Genomic DNA, 18737 nt, shown 5'->3' with positions numbered 1-18737 from the left:
CCACCGGGAGCGGCCGCTTTCAAGCAGTGATTCAATCAGTGATTGAATCAGCAGGTCAGCGTCCCGGTCCGCAGCGCGTGATCGCCGTCGTTGCCGTCGTCGGCCCACACGACGGCCTTGCGGCCGGACGAGCACGCCGGCGCGATCGCGAAGCCTTCGTTGTTGTAGTTCGGCATCTTCGACGGCCTCGCGTAGGTAGCCGAAACGGTGAACTTGCCGCCGGCCAGCTTCAGCGTGGCCGTCTTGCCGGAGCAGGTGTCGTCGCAGACCGACCAGAGCCGGCCGGTGCCCGGCTCGAACTCCAGCTCCATGACCTTCGGGAACCCGGACGCGATGGTCGCCACCTTGGTGAACCCGCCGCCGGACTGGTCGAGCGCGTACGCGTAGATCTTGCCGGTGTCCTCGAGTCCCACGAAGTAGAGGCCGGTGCCGTGCCCGGAATACGCGGCCGGGTCGTACGGGGCCTTCGTGTGCTCGTCGAGGAAGCCGCCCGCGGTCAGGAACGCGTCCGGGATCCACGTGATGCCTTCGAAGCCGCCGTTGTCGCCGACCGTCGGCAGGTCGTCGGTGAGATCCCACTCCGCGGCCGCGTTCAGCGACTTCACCGGGGACGCGGTGTCGAACCGCAGTACCTTCAGCAGGCTGCCGTCCCCGTCGTTGTCGCGCTCGGTCGCGGCGAAGACGCCGTCGGGGGTGGCCACCACGCCTTCGGCGTCCGGGTCGCCGCTGCCGTCGCGGTAGTGCAGGGCCTTCCCGGACGACCAGCCGTTCGCCGGGTCCGGTCCCCAGGTGGTACCGCCGCGGACGAGCCGGTACAGGGTGCCGGGCCCGTTCTTGACCGCCCACAGCACGTCGGCGCCCCCGAAGGAGAGCCCGCTGAGGTTTTCGCCGAAGGCCCCGGCGGCGTCGGCGACCGCGACGGCCGCGTCGCCGGGCCACTTCGCGGTGGCGGCCTGCGCGGTGCCGGCCGGGGCGGCGAGCAGCGCCGAGAAGAGGATTACGGGTGCCGTGAACCGGCGGGAGATGCGCACGTGTGCTCCTAGGGCCATCGGGCTCGGGCGAAACAACGCGGCGGTGCCAAGGAATCCCTCGGCACCGCGGACTGTACCGACTTGATCGACTGGCGGCAACCGTCGGTGTCCGGTCGCGCTCTTGACGTAGTTAGGAAAGTTTCTTAACTTGACTTCATGGAACTGCGGCTCGCCGAGTGGTACGACCACAACGTCCGGAAGCACACCAGGCGCAGCGTGTTCCGCGGTGCCGCGGCCGGCGGTGCCGCGCTGGCCGCGGGGCGCCTCCTGCTCCCGGGAACCGCCGAGGCGGCGGCCCCGGTCCCGCGACCGGGACCGGCGGTGCTGCTGCGCGCGGAAACCGTGCCCGGCTCGGCGTTGCGGCCCTTCGGCAGGCACCTCGCCTACGGTGCCGACGCCTCGCGGCAGGTCGTCGTCTCGTGGCAGACGCCGGCCCAGGTGAGCGCGCCCTACCTGCGGATCGGCACGGCCGAAGGGGATTACGGCGCGACCGTGCCCGCCGAAGTGCGCGCCCTGAAGAGCGACCTGTCCTGGCAGACCGCTACGCACACCTTCTCCCCGCACAGCCCGTCCGCGATCACGCAGTACTACCAGCACGTCAAGCTCGACAACCTGGTGCCGAACACGACCTACCACTACGTCGTCGGCCACCAGGGCTACGACCCGGCGACCAGCGGACGGCCCGGTGAGGTCGGCACGTTCCGCACCGCCCCGGCCGCGGGCCGCACCGAAGGGTTCTCCTTCACCGCGTTCGGCGACCAGGGCGTCGGCTACAACGCACTCGCCACCAACAGCCTGATCGCCGACCTCGGCCCGAGCTTCCACCTCGCCATGGGGGACCTGAGCTACGCGCTCAACGGCGAAGGCGGGCACCCGGACGAGGACAAGTACGACGCCCGCAAGTGGGATTCCTTCTTCGCCCAGAACGAGCTCGTCGCGGCCGGGATCCCGTGGATGGTCGCCATCGGCAACCACGAGATGGAGGGCTGGTACGACGACCACGGCTACGGCGGCATGCGCGCCCGGTTCACCATGCCGGACAACGCCTGGGCCGGCTCGACGTGCATCTACTCGTGGCGCTACCAGAACGTCGGCCTGATCAGCCTGGACGGCAACGACATCTGCTACAACAGCCAGTCCAACCTGGACTACACCGAGGGCAAGCAGACCGCCTGGCTGAAGAGCCGGCTCGCGAAGTTCCGCGACGACCCGACGATCGAGTTCATCGTCGTCTACTGCCACCAGTGCACCTATTCCACTTCGGACGCCAACGGCGCCGAGCTCGGCGCGCAGCAGAAGTGGGCGCCGCTGTTCGACCAGTACCAGGTGGACCTGGTCCTCAACGGGCACAACCACCTCTACGAGCGCACCGACCCGATCAAAGCGGGCAAAGGCACGAAGAAGGTCGCGCCCGGCGGCACGGTGAACTCGAAGACCGACGGGGTCACCTACATCACCGCCGGTGGTGGCGGCGAGAGCATCAACGACTGGATCGACGAGTCCGCCGGCGACTCCTACCTCGGCCACGTCCACGACACCACGGCCACCATGCGGTGGGACGACGAAGACGGCGGTGGGCACGCCAAGAAGGTCACCTGGTCGCGGGTGCGCTTCCGCGGCTACAGCCTGGTGCACGTCGGCGTCACCCCGGCCGCCGGCGGGACACCCGGCCGGCTGCGGGTGCGGGCGCTCACCGAAGACAACGTCCTCGTCGACGACCTGACCATCCGCCGCGGCTGACCGGAGGACACGCGATGACCACGAACCTTTCCCGGCGCGCGCTGTTCCGGGCCGCGGCGCCGCCGGGCCCGCGCGGCGGCCGTTCGGCAGGCACCTGGCGTTCGGCGCGGACCCGGCCACCCAGGTGACGGTGTCCTGGCAGGTGCCCGGCAAGGTGACCGGGCCGTACGTCCGCTTCGGCACCTCGCCCACGACGCTGGGGGCGCCCGTCGCCGCCGAAGTGCGCCCGCTGGAAAGCGAACTGTCCTGGCAGCACCCGGAGGAGCACGACTTCCCGCCGCACGCGCCGGCCGGCTACACGCAGTACTTCCTGCACGCCGAGCTGACCGGGCTGACGCCGGGCACGACGTACCACTACGTGCTCGGCCACGCGGGCTACGACCCGGTGGCCGCGGACCGCCTCGGCGAGGTCGCGAGCTTCCGCACGGCCGGCGCTTCCGGCGCGTTCACCTTCACCGCGGCCGGGGACCAGGGCCTCGGCTACAACGCGGTCAACGGTGCCAGTCAGGTCGCGGACCTCGCCCCGGCGTTCCACCTGGCACTGGGCGACCTGAGCTACGCGATGCACGAGCCCGAGGACAAGCCCGCCTCGGAGGACTTCGAATACGACGCGCGGAAGTGGGACTCCTTCTTCGCGCAGAACGACGTGGTGGCGTCCGGGATCCCGTGGATGATCACCCTCGGGCACCGCGAGTACGAGAAGTTCTACGACAGCACCGGGAACGGCGGCGTGCGGGCCCGGTTCGCCATGCCGGACAACGCGTGGAGCGGGTCCACCGGGATCTACGCGTGGCGCTACCACAACGTCGGGCTCCTGAGCCTCGACTCCGGCGACGTCTGCTACCGCTTCCCGGCCAAGCTCGGCTACACCGCGGGCAAGCAGCTCAAGTGGCTCGACGCGCAGCTCGGGAAGTTCCGCGCCGACCCGGCCGTCGAGTTCGTCGTGGTCTACTGCAACCACTCCGTCTACAGCACCGGCGATCGCTACGGCGCCGAGCGCGGCGCGCAGGAGAAGTGGGCGCCCCTGTTCGACAAGCACGGCGTCGACCTGGTGCTGACCGCGCACAACCGGCTCTACGAGCGCACCGACCCGATCAGGGCGGGGAAGGGGACGAAGAAGACCGGGGTGGTGCACCCGGAGACCGACGGCACGACCTACGTCACCGCCGGGGGCGGCGGGCAGGCCCTCGACGCGTTCTACAAGAAGGCGCCCGAGAGCTACCTGGGCCACGAGAACGAGTCCGCCGCCACGATGAAGTCGTACCAGAAGGGCAGCACGACCCCGACGGACACGAAGGTCACGTGGTCGCGGGTCCGCTACCGCGGCTACGGCCTGGTGGCGGTCGACGTCACCCCGGGGCAGCTCACGGTGCGCGCGCTCGGCGAAACCGGCGACAAGATCGACGAAGTGGTGCTGCGGCGCGGGTGAACCTACCGCGCCGGCTTGGTTTCGCACCGCACGAGCGGCGCCGCTTCGGTCCCGGACGCGACGCAGTCGAGGCCCCGGCCGGGACCCGGAACGGGGTAGCTGAACACGATCGGGCCGTCGCGCTCGCTGCCGGCGGAGAACCGGACGACGGTCGGCGTCCGGGTTCCGCTGCCGTGCAACGTCTTCGAGTAGTACGTGGTGCGCGGTCCGATGGCGGTGCCGGTGCCCTCGCCGTCGTCGTCCAGCTCGTGCACGTTCAGCACGTAGTCCCCGGCGGTGTACTTGCCCTCGCTCTCGTGCCCGGCTTCGGCCGGGGTCGCGCCGACGACCTCCGGCGCGACGGGATCGGCGGCGGAGGCCAGCACGGTCGTCCCGGCGGCGACCGCCACGGCGACGGCGGACACCGCGGCCACCGCGACGCGCTTGGCGGTGAACTCCATGGTCGCCAAGCTAGGGGAGGGGACGGGCGGCCACCTCGGCCGAAGGGACAGCGGACCTCGTCCTTTCGGCCGATGCCCGCGGACCGGCGTCAAGATTTCCCCAAGATCGCCAGGGACGCGGCCGCTCCCGTGCGCGAGCGTCCGGGTCCGGCCACAATGGACCGGCAGGGTCCGCTCCGGGGCACCCGCGGCGAAGGGGGAGCACGTGCGGCACGAAACGACCACGGCGCAGGAACCGGCGGGCGCGACGTCCGCCGTGCGCGACACCGTGCGCCTCGGCCTCGTCGTCGGGGCGCTCGGCGTGGTGTTCGGCGACATCGGCACCAGCCCGATCTACACCCTGCAGACGGTCTTCAACCCGGCCGACCCGCACCCGGTCCCGGTCAGTCCGGACAACGTCTACGGCGTCGTCTCGCTGATCTTCTGGTCGGTGACCGTCATCGTCACCGTCACCTACGTCCTGCTGGCCATGCGCGCCGACAACGACGGCGAGGGCGGCATCATGGCCCTCATCACGCTGCTGCGGCGGGGGACGGCGAAACGCGGGAAGCGGGCCGCGGTGGTGCTGGCCGGGCTCGGGATCTTCGGCGCGGCGCTCTTCTTCGGCGACAGCATGATCACCCCGGCGATGTCGGTGCTGTCGGCGATCGAGGGCCTCAAGGTCGTCGACCCGTCCTTCGAAGACTGGATCGTGCCGATCACCGCGGTCATCGTCGTGGTGCTGTTCCTCGTCCAGCGGCGCGGGACGGCGGCGGTCGGGCGGGTGTTCGGGCCGGTGATGATCGCCTGGTTCGCGGTGATCGGCGCGGTCGGGATCACCGGCATCGCCGGGCACCCGGCGATCCTCAAGGCGCTCTCGCCGACCTACGCGCTGGGCTTCATGGCCGGCCACTTCGGCATCGCGTTCTTCGCGCTCGCCGCCGTGGTCCTGGCGGTCACCGGCGCCGAAGCGCTGTACGCCGACATGGGGCACTTCGGCCGCAAGGCGATCACCCGCGGCTGGCTGCTGCTGGTCTTCCCGGCCTGCGTGCTGAGCTACTTCGGGCAGGGCGCGCTGATCCTGGCCGACCCGGCGGCCACGAGCAGCCCGTTCTTCCTGCTCCTGCCCGGCTGGGCCCGGCTGCCGATGGTGCTGCTGGCCACGGCCGCCACCGTGATCGCGTCCCAGGCGGTGATCACCGGGGCGTACTCGGTGGCGTCGCAGGCCGCGCAGCTCGGCTACCTGCCGCGGCTGCGGATCGCGCACACGTCGGAGACCGAGCGCGGGCAGATCTACGTGCCGTGGGTCAACTGGCTGCTGCTGGTCTCGGTGCTCACACTGATCTTCGCGTTCCGCAGCTCGGCCGCGCTCGCGTTCGCGTTCGGCATGGCGGTGACCGGGACGATCACGATCACGACGCTGCTGTTCTGCTACGTGGCCCGCGCGAAGTGGGGCACCCCGCGCTGGATCCTCGGGACCGGCGCGAGCCTGCTGCTGCTCGTCGACCTGCTGTTCGTCGGCGCCAACCTGACCAAGCTCGTGCACGGCGCGTGGCTGCCGCTGCTGATCGGCCTGACGGCGTTCACCGTGATGATCACCTGGCAGCGCGGGCGCGAAATCGTCACCGCCGAGCGGGAACGCCGGGAAGGCTCGCTGCCGGAGTTCATCGAGCAGCTGCGTGACCGCGAAACCCCGACGCGGCGCGTCCCGGGCACGGCGGTGTTCCTCAACCGCGGCGGCCGGACGGCCCCGCTGGCCCTGCGCGCGAACGCCGAGCACAACCACGTGCGCCACGAGCACGTGGTGATCGTGTCGCTGGAGACCGAGCCGGTCCCGCGGGTGCCGGCCGGCGAACGGGTGACGGTCGCCGGCCTCGGGCACCGCGACGACGGGATCGTCTTCGTGACCGCGCGCTACGGCTACATGGAGACCCCGGACGTGCCCGGCGCGCTGGCCCGGCTCGGTCCGGAACAGACCGAGGGACGGCTGGACCTCGACGGAGCGTCGTACTTCCTGTCGAAGATCGAGCTGCGGCGCGGCCCGGAACCGACGATGGCGCCGTGGCGGAAACGCCTGTTCATCGCCACTTCGTACCTCACCGCGGACGCCGCCGAGTACTTCGGCCTGCCGCGCGACCGCACGGTGATCATCGGCTCGCACATCGACGTGTAGGGGTACCCGGCGGTGGACAGGAGCCCCGTCGGCGTGTTGGGCTGGGACCCGGCCGCACGGGGACGCGGTCGGGGAATTGCCGCCCTGCGACGTCGAGGAGCGAAGCCCTGAGCTGGTGGGAGTACCTCCGCGAGAACTGGATCGACGTCGTCAACGACGCGATCCTGCACGTGGACCTCACGCTGGCGGCGGTCGCGCTGGCCGTGCTGATCGGCACCACCCTCGGCGTGCTCACCTACCGGCGGCGCTGGCTCGGCTCGCTCGCCACCACGACGACCGCGGCCTTCCTGACCATCCCGTCGATCGCGCTGCTCGGCATCCTGATCGGCCCGTTCGGGCTCGGGCTGACGAACGTCCTCTTCGCACTCGTGCTCTACGCGCTGCTGCCGATCACGCGCAACACGATCGTCGGGCTGCGCGGGGTCGACCCGGCCGTCGTCGACGCGGCGCACGGGATGGGGCTCGGCCGGGCGCGGGTGCTGTGGCGGGTGCGGCTGCCGCTGGCGTGGCCGGTGATCCTCTCCGGCATCCGGGTGTCGACGCAGATCACCATCGGGATCGCGGCCATCGGCGCCTACGTCAAGGGGCCCGGCCTCGGCAACGAGATCTTCGACGGGCTCGGCCGGTTCGGTTCGGTCAACTCGCTCAACCAGGTGCTGACCGGGACGGTCGGGATCATGGTGCTGGCGCTGCTGTTCGACCTGGCCTACGTGGTCGTCGGCAAGCTGACGGCGTGGCGGCGCCCCCGTACCCGCCTCGAAGCGGCGCCGGGGGAGCCGACCGGCACCGGCGGCGAGACGATCGAGCTGCGCGAGGTCAGCAAGCACTACCCCGGCCGCGCGGTGCCCGCGGTCGACCGGCTCTCGATGCGGATCCCGGCGGGCGAGATCGTCGTGCTGACCGGCCCGTCGGGCTGTGGCAAGACGACGACCATGCGGATGGTCAACCGGCTCGTCGAGCCCACCTCGGGGGTCGTGACGATCGGCGGCACCGACGTGGCGGCGCTCGACCTCGACGAGCACCGCCGCCACACCGGGTACGTCATCCAGCAGGTCGGGCTCTTCCCGCACCTGCGGGTCGACGCCAACATCGGCGTGGTGCCGCGGGTGCTCGGCTGGACGCGGCAGCGCATCGCCGGGCGCGTGCGCGAGCTGCTCGACGTCGTCGGGCTGACCCGCGAGCACGGCCTCCGCTACCCGCGTGAGCTCTCCGGCGGCCAGCAGCAGCGCGTCGGCGTGGCCCGGGCGATGGCGGCGGACCCGCCGGTCCTGCTGATGGACGAGCCGTTCGGCTCCACCGACCCGATCACGCGCGCCCGGCTGCAGGACGAGCTCCTGCGCCTGCAGCGCCGGGTGCGCAAGACGATCGTGTTCGTCACGCACGACTTCGACGAGGCCCTCAAGCTCGGCGACCGGATCGCGGTGCTGCGGCCCCGGTCGGTGCTCGCGCAGTACGACACACCCGAGGCGATCCTGGCCGCACCGGCCGACGACTACGTCTCGGCGTTCGTCGGGTCGAAGCGGAACCTCAAGCGGCTCGCGCTGATCCCGGTGGCGGACGTGCCGCTGGGGCCGGCCGCGGACGGGCTGCCGTCCGTCGCCGCCACGGCCACGCTGCGGGACGCGCTGGACACGATGGTCCGCACCGGCAGCACCGCGGTCTCGGTGGCCGGGAAGGGGGGCGTCTGCGACGTCGCCCGCCTGGTCGCGGCGCTCGAGCCGACCGTCGAGCCGCCTCCGCCCGCGGTCGCCGAGGAGCCGGAAAAGACCGCGCCGCCGTCGAAGCGGCGCCGGCGCCGGCTCGGGCTGCTCGTGCGCCCGGTCCTGCTCGCCCTCGCGCTGCTGGCGTTGTTCCTGATCGTGCGGGCGCACCCGATCGACTCGATCGAGCAGCGCTACCTCAACCCGGGCGAGATCTTCGCCGAACTCGGCGCGCACCTGCGGCTGACGCTGATCTCGACGGTGTGCACCATCGCCATCGCGCTGCCGCTGGGCATCCTGCTCACCCGCGCGGGCGCGCGCTGGGCCCGGCCGATCGGGCTGGGCCTGGGCAACCTCGGGCAGGCGATCCCGTCGATCGGGCTCGTCGTCCTGCTCGCGCTGTGGATCGGCACGGGCACCACGACGGCGGTGACGGCGCTGGTCGTCTACGCGACGTTGCCGGTGCTGCGCAACACGATCGTCGGGCTGGACGGCGTCGACCCGACGCTCGTGGACGCCGCGCGCGGCATGGGCATGACGAAGACGGCGATCCTTTGGCGGATCGAACTGCCCCTGGCGGTCCCGGTGATCCTCGCCGGCATCCGGACGGCGCTGGTGCTCACCGTCGCGAGCGCGACGCTGGCGACGTTCATCGACGGCGGCGGGCTCGGCGGCGGGCTCGTCGCCGGGATCGGGCTGTACCGCCCGGTGCTGAGCCTGACCTTCGGCATCGTCGTCGCCGCGCTGGCGCTCTTCGCCGACTGGCTGGGCCTGCTCGCCGAGGAAGTCCTGCACCCGCGCGGAACCCAACCCTAGGAGGACACCATGCGACGCACGATCGCCGCCGTATCCGCACTCGTCGTGGTGCTCGCCGCCGGCTGCACGATCGGCAAGGACGAGTCCGGCCCCCAGGTGGGCGAGGGATCCATCAAGAAGATCGACGCGCTGAGCGGCGCCCAGATCCGGGTCAGCTCCAAGGAGTTCGACGAACAGCTGCTGCTGGGCCAGATCGCCGTCGTCGCGCTGCAGGCCGCCGGGGCGAGCCCGCAGGACAAGACCAACATCACCGGTTCGAGCAACGTCCGCCAGGCGCTCACCAGCGGCGCGGTCGACCTGTACTGGGAGTACACCGGCACCGCCTGGATCAGCTACCTCAAGCAGACCAAGCCGATCGCCGACGCGCAGGCGCAGTACGACGCGGTCAAGCAGGCCGACGCCGCCAACAACGTCACGTGGTGGGCGCGTTCGCCGGCGAACGACACCTACGCGCTGGCCGGCAACCCGGCGGCGATCGCCCGCACCGGCGTCAAGACGCTCTCGGACTACGCGGCACTCGTGAAGCGCGACCCGGCCGCGGCGTCGACGTGCATCGGCCCGGAGTTCAAGAGCCGCGACGACGGCTTCCCGGGCCTGGAGAAGACGTACGGGTTCGACCTGCCCGCCCCGCAGGAGCACCTGCTCAACGACGCGGTCATCTACCCGACGGTCGGGAAGGGCGACACCTGCGGCTTCGGCGAGGTGGCCTCGACGGACGGCCGCGTGGCGGGGCAGAAGCTCGTCGTGCTCGACGACGACAAGCACTTCTTCCCGACCTACAACCCGGCCATCTCGATCGCGTCCGGGGTGGCGCAGAAGTACCCGCAGCTGGAGCAGGTCTTCACGCCGATCGCGGCCAAGCTCGACACGGCGACGCTGACCGACCTGAACAAGAAGGTGAGCGTGGACGGGCAGAAGCCCGCGGAGGTGGCCCGCGACTGGCTGAAGTCGGCGGGCTTCATCAGCTGAGTGCCTTCCGCACGGACGTCGTGTCGCTCGTCAGCGCGGTTCCGTCCGCGGCCGACGGCACGACGTCCGGCACGACTTCGCCGTGTTCGTCGACCAGGACCGAATGCGCCTCACCCGCCTCGAAGGCGTGCCGCTCGCCCCACTGCCGGAGGGTGACGACCACGGGGAAGAGGTCCTTGCCCGCGTCGGTGAGCGCGTAGCGCCGGCGTTTGCCCGTCGGGGCGTCGACGTGCGCGAGCAGCCCGTGGGCGGTGAGCTTGCGGAGCCGGTCGGCGAGGATGTTGCGCGCGATGCCCGTGCGCTGCTGGAAGTCGGTGAACGAGCGGGCGCCGTCCATCGCGTCCCGGATGATCAGCAGGCTCCAGCGATCGCCGACCAGGTCGGCGGCGCGGGCGACCGGGCAGTCCGGGTCGGTCCAGCTTTCTCCCGGCACGGCGGTTCCTCCATCAGTTGCGTAGTGAAACCATTCTGCCCTACTCTGCGAAGAGTTGCAAAACGCAACCAAAGTGGAGGGGTCAGTGGGACGGGGAACGAGGCTGCTGCTGGCGGTCGTGTGCGGGGTGGCGGTCGCCGGGGTCTACGCGGGACAGCCGGTACTGGGGCCGATGGGGGACGACCTCGGCGTCGCGCGCGCCGCGGCCGGCTGGTTCGTGGCCGCCGGCCAGCTCGGCTACCTCGCCGGCCTGGTTCTCCTGGTGCCGCTGGGGGACCTGCTCGACCGGCGGCGGCTGCTCGCCGTCCACTTGGGACTGGAGGCGGCCGGCCTGGCGCTCACCGCGGCCGCGCCGGCCGCCTGGGTGGCGTTCGCCGGACTCGCCGTCGCGGGCTCGTTCGCGGTCGTGGTGCAGACAGCGGTCGCCTACGCGGCGTCGCTGTCCCCGCCCGGCGAGCGCGGCCGCAACCTCGGCGTCGTGACGTCCGGCGTGGTGGTCGGCATCCTCGGCGCCCGCATCGTCACCGGCGGCCTCGCGGACGTGTGGGGCTGGCGCGGCGGCTACCTCACCCTGGCGGTGCTCGCCGCCGCGCTCGGCGTGCTGAGCCTCGCCGTGCTGCCGCCGGACGACCGCGTCCGCACCGAACGCTACGGCCAGGTCCTGCGCGCGCTGGGCGGCCTGTTCAGCCGGCCGGCGTTCCTCGGCCGCGGACTGATCGCGTTCTTCCTGTTCGCGTCTTTCGGCGCCCTCTGGAGCGGCCTGGCGCTGCCCCTGGCCGCGGCGCCGTGGCACCTGAGCGAAACGCGGATCGGGCTGTTCGGCCTCGCCGGCCTGGCCGGCGCGCTCGGCGCCGCCCGCGCCGGCCACTGGGCCGACGCCGGGCACGCGCGCCGGGTGACCGGCCTCGCGCTCGTCCTGCTGGTGTGCTCGTGGGCCGCGATCGGGCAGCTCGGCCGCTCGCTGCCGCTGCTGGTGCTCGGGGTGGTCGTGCTGGACTTCGCCGTCCAGGTCGTGCACGTCGGCAACCAGCACGTCCTCGCGACCGCGCACCCGGACCGCACGAGCAGCGCGATCGGCGGGTACATGGTGTTCTACTCACTCGGCTCCGCGTTCGGGGCAACCGCGACGACGGCATCGTTCGGGGCGGCGGGCTGGCCGGGGTCGGCGGTCTTGGGGGCCGTGCTCGCGGTGGGGGCGTTGGTGGTCTGGGCGGTCGCGGGCGGGTAGCTCGACCCTGCCGCTCGCGGAGTCAGACCTGGTCTCAAAACTCGGCGTGTCGCTAGGCGAACCAACGGCCCGCCCCTGGCTCCGCACCACCCGTCTGCGGGCCCGGCCGACGGACCGCGAGGTCTGTCAGAGAGACTGGGGGCCAGCGCCCGCCCTCTCGACCTGGAGCCGTTGATGCCGCAAGGGACCGTCCGTTGGTTCGACGCCGAACGGGGTTTCGGCTTCCTCGCGCCCGAGGACGGCTCGCCGGACGTGTTCGTGCACGCCTCCGAGATCGTCGGGGACGGCGGCGCGAAAGTGCTCCGCGAGGGTCAGGCCGTCGTGTTCGAGGTCGGCGAGAACGACCGCGGGCCCCAGGCGCTGCGCGTTCGAGTCACTGCCGATGCGGCCACCGGCAGCGCCGTGGGCCTGCTCGGCACCGTCAACTGGTACGAGCCGGGCAAGGGGTACGGCTTCGCGTCGCCGGACGGCGGCGGCGCCGACATCTTCGTGCACAGCTCCGCCATCGTGACCGGCGGCGTGGTCACCGAGGGGCAGCGGGTGGCCTTCCTGATCGTCGAAGGCGAGCGCGGCCCGCAGGCCGGGCACGTGATTCCGCTGGGAGCAGGGGCCGGCTCACCCGCTGCGGCTGGTATCGCGGACGGTGCCGACGGCACGGTGGCCTGGTACGACGAGGACAAGGGCTTCGGCTTCATCAACCCCGACTCCGGCGCCGGGGACGTCTTCGTTCACGCCCGGGCCCTGGCCGAGGGGCTGACGTGGCTCGCGGAGGGCGACCGCGTCGCCTACGAGGTGGCTAGTGGAGACAAGGGCCCGCAGGCCCGCGACGTGCACCTGGTCCGGGGCGCCGAGCCCCAGACGGCGCCGCAGCGGTCGGCACCTGCCGCGGCCGCAGGGCCGGCGGCGCGGGACGTGCCCGTACGAGGCGGCGAGGGCGTCGTCGCGCGCTACGACGGCGACCGCGGCTTCGGCTTCATCACCCCGGACGCAGGCGGCGACGATCTCTTCGCCCACGTGTCCGTGGTCATGGGGTCGGAGCCGCTGCGGAAGGGTGACCGGGTCCGGTACGCGGTGCGTCAGAGCGACCGGGGCCCGCAGGCCGACCGCATCGAACGCCTCTGAAGAGGCGGCCCCACCGATGGCTGATCACTTCCCGACGAGAGTGCTCGTTCATCCCCGTCGATGGTGCCGTCAGCAACGCGGCTGCAGCCTCCTCCAGGAGATCGATCTCCCTCGTGGTGACGGGGGCCCCGTGCCGACCCGAGGACCTGCTCCGCGCTCAGAAGCTCACCGGTCACCCCCACCCAACGACACGGAGCTACCGATGTATCCCAAACGAGTGAACGGATGCGTCAGACCTGGTCGCAGAGCTCGCTCCTTATGAGCCGGCGGACGTTGATCACGGTGCAGGCCAGCGTGAGTAGCGCCAGCGTGGTGCGTTCGGTCCGGTCGTAGCGCAGCCCGAGGCGTTTGAACCGCAGCAGCCAGGAGATGGTGCGTTCGACGACCCAGCGGACCCGGCCGGGGCGGGACTTGCCCTCAATCCCGCGCCGGGCGATACGGACCTTGATACCGCGGCGGGTCAGGTAGCGGCGGCAGCGGCGGTAGTTCAAGCCCTTGTCGGCGTGCAGCTTGTCCGGTCGGCATCGTGGCCGGCCCGCCCGGCCGTGGTGGCCGCGCACGGTCGGGTTCGTGTCCAGCAGCGGCTCGAACAGCATGCTGTCGTGGGTGTTTGCCGCCGACAACATGATGTGCGGCGGTAGCCCGTTCGCGTCGCACAGAGCGTGGTGCTCGGAGCCGGCTTTACCCCGGTCAGTGGGGCTGCGGCCGGTCAGCTCGCCCCCCTTTTCGACCGCACCGACACCGCGTCGATGCAGCCTCTGGTCCAGTCGAGCTCGTCGATGTCGGACAGCTCGTCGAGCACGAGCTGGTGCAGCCGGTCCCACACGCCGGCGCCCTGCCACTCACGTAACCGCCGCCACGCGGTGTGCCCGGAACCGCATCCGAGCTGCTCGGGTAGGTCTCGCCAGCGGCAGCCGGTGTCGAGCACGAACAAGATCCCCTCCAGCGCGGCACGGTCATCGATCCGGGCCGCCCACCCGGACCGCGCGGCGCTGGTCGGGGCGGGATCAGGGGTTCGATCAGCTCCCAGAGCCGGTCTTCGACCCGCAGCTGCTGCGTCGTCTTCGCCACGACTGCCCACGATCGACGACCAGGACCGGCAGGTTACGCAGTGACACACCCTCAAGTTTTGAGACCAGGTCTCAGCCCAAGCTCGCCAGTTCTGTGCGGATCCCGTCGGCGGCCGCCAGTTCCAGCTCCGCGTAGATGCCGATCGCCAGCTCGTAGTGCTCCCGTGCGCCCTCGGGGTCGGTGGCGGCGATGGTGCGGGCGAGGCCGTGGTGGGCGCGGGCGAGCTGGTCGCGGCACTCCGTCCGGATGGCCAGCAGCAGCGCCGACGCGAAGTTCTCGCGGGCCGTCACCGCGTAGCCGCACGCGTGGCACGCTTCGCCCAGGCCGTTCAGGGCCCACGCCTCGCCGACGCGGTCGCCGTTGCGGCGGAACAGGTCCAGTGCCAGGCGGTGGTGGCCTGCCGCGTCGAAGAGGTGGGCGGCCTGTGCTTCCGCGCGGCCGAGGCCGTCGATCGCCCAGGCTTCGCTGCCGCTGTGGCCCAGGACGCCGAACACGCCGGCCGCTTCCGCGTGGCGGCGGACGGATTCGGCGGGGCGGCCCTCGGCGGCGGCCAGTTCGCCCAGGCCGAGCTGCACCCACGCCTCGCCGAAGCGGTGGCCGGCCCGGCGGTGCAGCGCCAGTGCCTGCCGCAGGTGGTCGTGGGCCGCCGTGGCGTGGCCGGTGCGGACCTCGACCGTGCCGAGGCGGGTGAGGAAGTGCGCGCGGCCGCTCGTGTCGCCGATCCGGTCGAACATCGCCAGCGCCCGCTCGAAGTAGCCGGTCGCCGCGAGGTAGCGGCCCGCGCTCTCCTCGAGCATGCCGACGTTGCCGAGTGCGCGCGCCTGGCCGAGCACGTCGCCGATCTCCTCGTACAGCGCGTGGGCCGCCCACGTTTCCGCCGCCGCCGGCTCGCCGCGGCCGGCCTGGTTGTGCACGTTGCCCAGCGCCATGCGCGCGTTGGCCTCGGCCGCGCGGTCGCCGGTGGCGTGCGCCGCCTCCCGCGCGTGGGTGTTGATCACCAGCGCCGCCGCCTCGTGGTGGCCGTCGAGGTAGCGGTAGAGCACCGCCGACAGCGTCACGGCGTGTTCCGGACGGCCCCGCGTCGCCGCATGGGCGACGAGAGCCTGGACGGCGGGCAGTTCCGCGTCCAGCCACTCGCGCGCGGCCTCGGTGTCCGGGAACGCCGGTACCGGGCTGACGGCGGTGGGCACGGCCGGCCGCCGGTGGGTCTCGCCCGGGTAGAGCCGGTCCATCGCCGCGCCGGCGGTCGCGAAGTAGTAGCGGTAGACCCCGTCCAGCCCGAACTCGCCGCCGGCTTCCGCGGCGTAGGCCTTGAGCAGGTCGTGCATGCCGTAGCGGTCGGCGCCGGCGGCGTGGACCAGGTGCGCGCGGACGAGGACGTCCAGCAGGCGCCGGGCGTCCTCGAGCGGGCGGTCCGCGAGCGCCGCCAGCGCGTGGGCGTCGAACAGCGGCGCCGGGTGCCGTCCCAGGGCGGCGAACGCGCGGTTGGCGTCGGGGCTCAGCTGCCGCAACGACCACGAGAAGACCGCGCGGACGGCGGCCCGGCTGTCCCCGCCGCCACTGAGCACGTCGAGGGTGTCCTGGGCCGCACGCAGCTCCTCGACCAGCCGGGACAGCGGCGTCGCCGGCCGGGACACGGCGTGCTCCGCGGCCAGGCGCAGGGTCAGCGGCAGCCGCACGCACCGCTCGGCCAGCGCCGCCGCGGCCGCCGGTTCCGCGGCCACCCGGTCGCCGATCAGCCGCCGCAGCAACGCGACCGCGTCGGCACCCGGCAGCCGGTCGAGCTCGACGCGGTGCGCGCCGTGCAGCGCCACCAGCCCGGCGAGCGAGTCCCGGCTGGTGACCACGACGACGCAGCTGGCCGTGCCCGGCAGCAGCGGCCGGACCTGCTCGACGGTCGCCGCGTTGTCCAGCACGACGAGCAGCCGCCGGCCCGCGACCGCGGTGCGGAACCGGGCGGCGCGTTCGTCCTGCCGCAGCGGGATTTCCGTGCCCGGGGGCAGCACCGCGGTCAGCAGCACGGCCAGCGCGTCGGTGGCTGACAGCGGTTCGCCCGGGTCGTACCCGCACAGGTCGAGGTAGAGCTGCCCGTCCGGGAAGCGGTCGCGGGCGCGGTGCCCCCAGTGCACGGCCGTGGCGGTCTTGCCCGCGCCGGGCGAGCCGGTGACGCAGACGACCACCGGCTCGTCCCCGGTCCCGGCGGCCGCCCGGTCGAGCTCGGCCAGTTCGCCGGCGCGCCCGATGAACGCGGTGGCGTCGGCGGGCAGCTGCGCGGGGACGGCGACGGGGGCCACGGCGGCCGTCGCGAGGTCGTGGCGCAGCACGGCTTCGTGCACGGCGGCGAGCCCGGGGCCGGGGTCCACGCCGAGGTCGTCGCGCAGCGCCCGCCGGGTCCGCTCGAAAACGGCGAGGGCGTCGGCACCGCGGCCGACGGCGTAGAACGCGCGCATCAACGCCGCGGCGGCCCGTTCCTGCAACGGGTTTTCGTCGGAAAGCTCGATCAGCCGCGCAATCGTCGACGCCGCGTCGCCGGCGCGGATTTCGGCTTCGGCCCACGCCACGACGGCGTCCGCGTGTTCCTGGCGCAGGGCGCGCCGGGTCCGTTCCGCCCAGTGCCCGCGCAGCCCGGCCAGCGGTTCGCCTTGCCACAGCGAAAGGGCCGTCCGCAGCGCGGTGGCGTCGGCGGGGTGTTCGCGCAGGACGCTCCGGAACCGGAAGACGTCGACCTGCTCGGGCCGGACGACGAGGCGGTAGCCGCCGGAATCCCTTGCCACCCGGGCACCTCCGGGATCGGCCTGTTCGAGCACGCGCCGGATCCGGGTGATGTGGGCCTGCAGCGACCGGCGGACCTGCTGGGGCGGCGATTCGCCCCAGACCCGGTCCACGAGCACGTCCACCCCGACGGTCCGGCCCGCCTCGAACAGCAGCACGGCGAGCACCGCCTGGCGGCGTGGTTCGCCGAGCTCGACGGGCCGGCCGCCCGTGTCCAGGCGGATCGGTCCCAGGACGCGGAAATCCACGCTGCCCTCCCCGGCGGACGGAGACTTGTCGTATTTGTCCCTTGCCGCATGGTAGAGCCGCCATTTCCAAGACCACAACGATATTTGCGGCCGGAATTGCTTTCCTGAGCGGAAGTGGGAAACCGTTCATTTTCGCCTTCATTTGAGCAGGGAGGAAAATCGCGGACCGCGGCCGGAGCCGGTGCCGGGGGGTCCGTCCACTCGGGACGCGGCGAGGTCCGCCGCCCGACGCAGTAGGCTGAGGCGAATGAGCGCGGTATCCGGCACGGAGCACTCGATGGTCGAAACCCGGCACCAGACGCGGTTGCTCACCCTGCTGCGGGACGAGGGCCCGATGTCACGGGTCGAACTGGGGGAGCGGCTCGAGCTGCCGCGGGCGCGGGTGGGGGCCGAGGTGGCCCGGCTCGCCGAGGTCGGGCTCGTCGAAGCCGCGGGCCCGTCGGCCAGCCGCGGCGGGCGGCGGTCGACGCTGGTCCGGCTGTCCGGGGAGCTGCGGGTGCTCGCGGTGGACGTCGGCGCGACGTCGGTCGGGGTGGCGGTCACCGACGCCTCGTGCGAGGTGCTCGCGCACGCCGTCGAGGACTGCGACGTGCGCCAGGGGCCGCACCCGGTGCTGCGGCGGGTCGCCGCGCTCGCCGAGAAGGTGCGGGACGAAGCGCCCGGGCGGCTGGTCGCGGCCGGGATCGGGCTGCCGGGGCCGGTCAGCTTCGCCGAGGGCATGGCCGTCGCGCCGCCGATCATGCCCGGGTGGGACCGGTTCAGCGTGCGCGACCACCTCGGCGGGCTGTGGGGCTGCCCGGTCGCGGTGGACAACGACGTCAACGCGATGGCGCTCGGGGAGCGGCACGCCGGGGTCGCGCGCTCGACCGACGACCTGATGTTCGTGAAGATCGGCACCGGGATCGGCTGCGGCATCGTGCTCGGCGGCAAGGTGTACCGCGGGGTCGCGGGCACGGCGGGCGACATCGGGCACATCCGGCTCGACGACTTCGGGCCGACCTGCGCGTGCGGCGAGGTCGGCTGCCTGGAGGCCTACTTCGGCGGTGCCGCGCTGGCCCGCGACGGCCTGGCGCTGGCCCGCAGCGGCCGTTCGGCCCACCTGGCCGAGGTGGCCGCGGACGGCGGCGCGGTCACGGCCCGTGACGTCGGCCGCGCGGCGGCGGCGGGCGACTTCGGCGCGGTCAACCTCATCCGCGACGGCGGCCGCCGGCTCGGCCAGGTCATCGCCTCGCTGGTCTGCTTCATCAACCCGGGCATGGTCGTGATCGGCGGCGGGGTCGCGCAGCTCGGGCACCAGCTGCTGGCCGAGGTCCGCAGCGCGGTGTACCGGCGCTCGCTGCCGCTGGCGACGGGCAACCTGCCGATCGTGCTGTCGGAGCTGGGCGAGACGGCGGGGGTCATCGGCGCGGCCTGGTCGGCGACGGACCGGGCCTTCACGCTGAGCAGCTGACCGGCCCGGAGGTCGCGAATGACTCATTCGCGACCTCCGAGGTCCCCAATGAGTCATTCGCGACGCTCGCCGGCCGTCCGCCACCGTCGCGGTCTCACGTTCGGTCGCTGAGCAACCCCGCGTAGTAACGTCAGGA

Annotated in this window: 11 protein-coding genes and 3 pseudogenes; 9 read left to right on the top strand and 5 right to left on the bottom strand. The window is 72.6% G+C overall.

All coding sequences use genetic code 11. The features are described 5' to 3' along the window. Window positions 1-47 precede the first annotated feature (47 nt). Complete coding sequence (locus AB5J73_RS39185) at window positions 48-1031, bottom strand: esterase-like activity of phytase family protein (protein ID WP_370963898.1); 984 nt, start codon at window positions 1029-1031, stop codon at window positions 48-50. A 156-nt stretch (window positions 1032-1187) separates the two neighbouring features. On the opposite strand from AB5J73_RS39185, the gene AB5J73_RS39180 reads away from it, so the two are divergent. Continuing rightward, window positions 1188-2771 (top strand): purple acid phosphatase family protein, encoded by a 1584-nt coding sequence (locus tag AB5J73_RS39180; RefSeq protein WP_370963896.1) that lies wholly within the window; start codon window positions 1188-1190, stop codon window positions 2769-2771. 91 nt (window positions 2772-2862) lie between these two features. After that, a pseudogene (locus AB5J73_RS39175) lies at window positions 2863-4200 on the top strand (purple acid phosphatase family protein); the annotation flags it as partial. Between the two features lie 2 nt (window positions 4201-4202). Here the strand turns inward: AB5J73_RS39175 and AB5J73_RS39170 are convergent. Beyond that, window positions 4203-4640, bottom strand: a complete 438-nt coding sequence (locus AB5J73_RS39170; RefSeq protein ID WP_370963894.1) for a hypothetical protein — start codon at window positions 4638-4640, stop codon at window positions 4203-4205. A gap of 205 nt (window positions 4641-4845) precedes the next feature. Between AB5J73_RS39170 and AB5J73_RS39165 the strand changes: the two genes are divergently transcribed. The 3 genes from AB5J73_RS39165 (at window position 4846) to AB5J73_RS39155 (ending at window position 10277) form a co-directional block, all read left to right on the top strand. Next, on the top strand, window positions 4846-6792 hold the full coding sequence (locus AB5J73_RS39165) for a potassium transporter Kup (protein ID WP_370963893.1): 1947 nt from the start codon (window positions 4846-4848) through the stop codon (window positions 6790-6792). 170 nt (window positions 6793-6962) lie between these two features. Next, window positions 6963-9308 (top strand): ABC transporter permease subunit, encoded by a 2346-nt coding sequence (locus AB5J73_RS39160; protein ID WP_370963891.1) that lies wholly within the window; start codon window positions 6963-6965, stop codon window positions 9306-9308. Window positions 9309-9317: 9 nt separating this feature from the next. After that, the gene (locus tag AB5J73_RS39155) at window positions 9318-10277 is read left to right on the top strand and encodes a glycine betaine ABC transporter substrate-binding protein (RefSeq protein ID WP_370963890.1); all 960 of its coding nucleotides are present in this window, start codon (window positions 9318-9320) and stop codon (window positions 10275-10277) included. Here AB5J73_RS39155 and AB5J73_RS39150 read toward each other — a convergent pair. Then, on the bottom strand, window positions 10270-10710 hold the full coding sequence (locus AB5J73_RS39150) for a winged helix-turn-helix transcriptional regulator (RefSeq protein WP_370963888.1): 441 nt from the start codon (window positions 10708-10710) through the stop codon (window positions 10270-10272). The two genes, AB5J73_RS39155 and AB5J73_RS39150, sit on opposite strands and share 8 nt — an antisense overlap. Window positions 10711-10795: 85 nt before the next feature. Here AB5J73_RS39150 and AB5J73_RS39145 point away from each other — a divergent pair, with 85 nt between their 5' ends. From AB5J73_RS39145 to AB5J73_RS39135, 3 genes and pseudogenes are all read left to right on the top strand, one after another. Next, window positions 10796-11938, top strand: coding sequence for an MFS transporter (locus tag AB5J73_RS39145; protein ID WP_370963887.1), 1143 nt, complete (start codon window positions 10796-10798; stop codon window positions 11936-11938). 174 nt (window positions 11939-12112) lie between these two features. After that, window positions 12113-12310, top strand: a pseudogene (locus tag AB5J73_RS39140) (cold-shock protein); the annotation flags it as partial. A gap of 30 nt (window positions 12311-12340) precedes the next feature. Beyond that, window positions 12341-13060, top strand: a complete 720-nt coding sequence (locus AB5J73_RS39135) for a cold-shock protein (protein ID WP_370973462.1) — start codon at window positions 12341-12343, stop codon at window positions 13058-13060. A 230-nt stretch (window positions 13061-13290) separates the two neighbouring features. On the opposite strand, the pseudogene AB5J73_RS39130 reads toward AB5J73_RS39135, so the two are convergent. After that, window positions 13291-14110, bottom strand: a pseudogene (locus AB5J73_RS39130) (IS5 family transposase). Window positions 14111-14202: 92 nt separating this feature from the next. Next, window positions 14203-17151 (bottom strand): BTAD domain-containing putative transcriptional regulator, encoded by a 2949-nt coding sequence (locus tag AB5J73_RS39125; protein WP_370963885.1) that lies wholly within the window; start codon window positions 17149-17151, stop codon window positions 14203-14205. A 277-nt stretch (window positions 17152-17428) separates the two neighbouring features. On the opposite strand from AB5J73_RS39125, the gene AB5J73_RS39120 reads away from it, so the two are divergent. Continuing rightward, window positions 17429-18601, top strand: coding sequence for an ROK family protein (locus tag AB5J73_RS39120; protein ID WP_370973461.1), 1173 nt, complete (start codon window positions 17429-17431; stop codon window positions 18599-18601). Window positions 18602-18737: the final 136 nt, after the last annotated feature.

It is taken from the genome of Amycolatopsis sp. cg9, assembly GCF_041346945.1.
Classification (GTDB): Bacteria; Actinomycetota; Actinomycetes; order Mycobacteriales; family Pseudonocardiaceae; genus Amycolatopsis.
The sequence above is the reverse complement of the archived record's forward strand: the minus strand, read 5'-3'. Positions and strand labels throughout refer to the sequence as shown.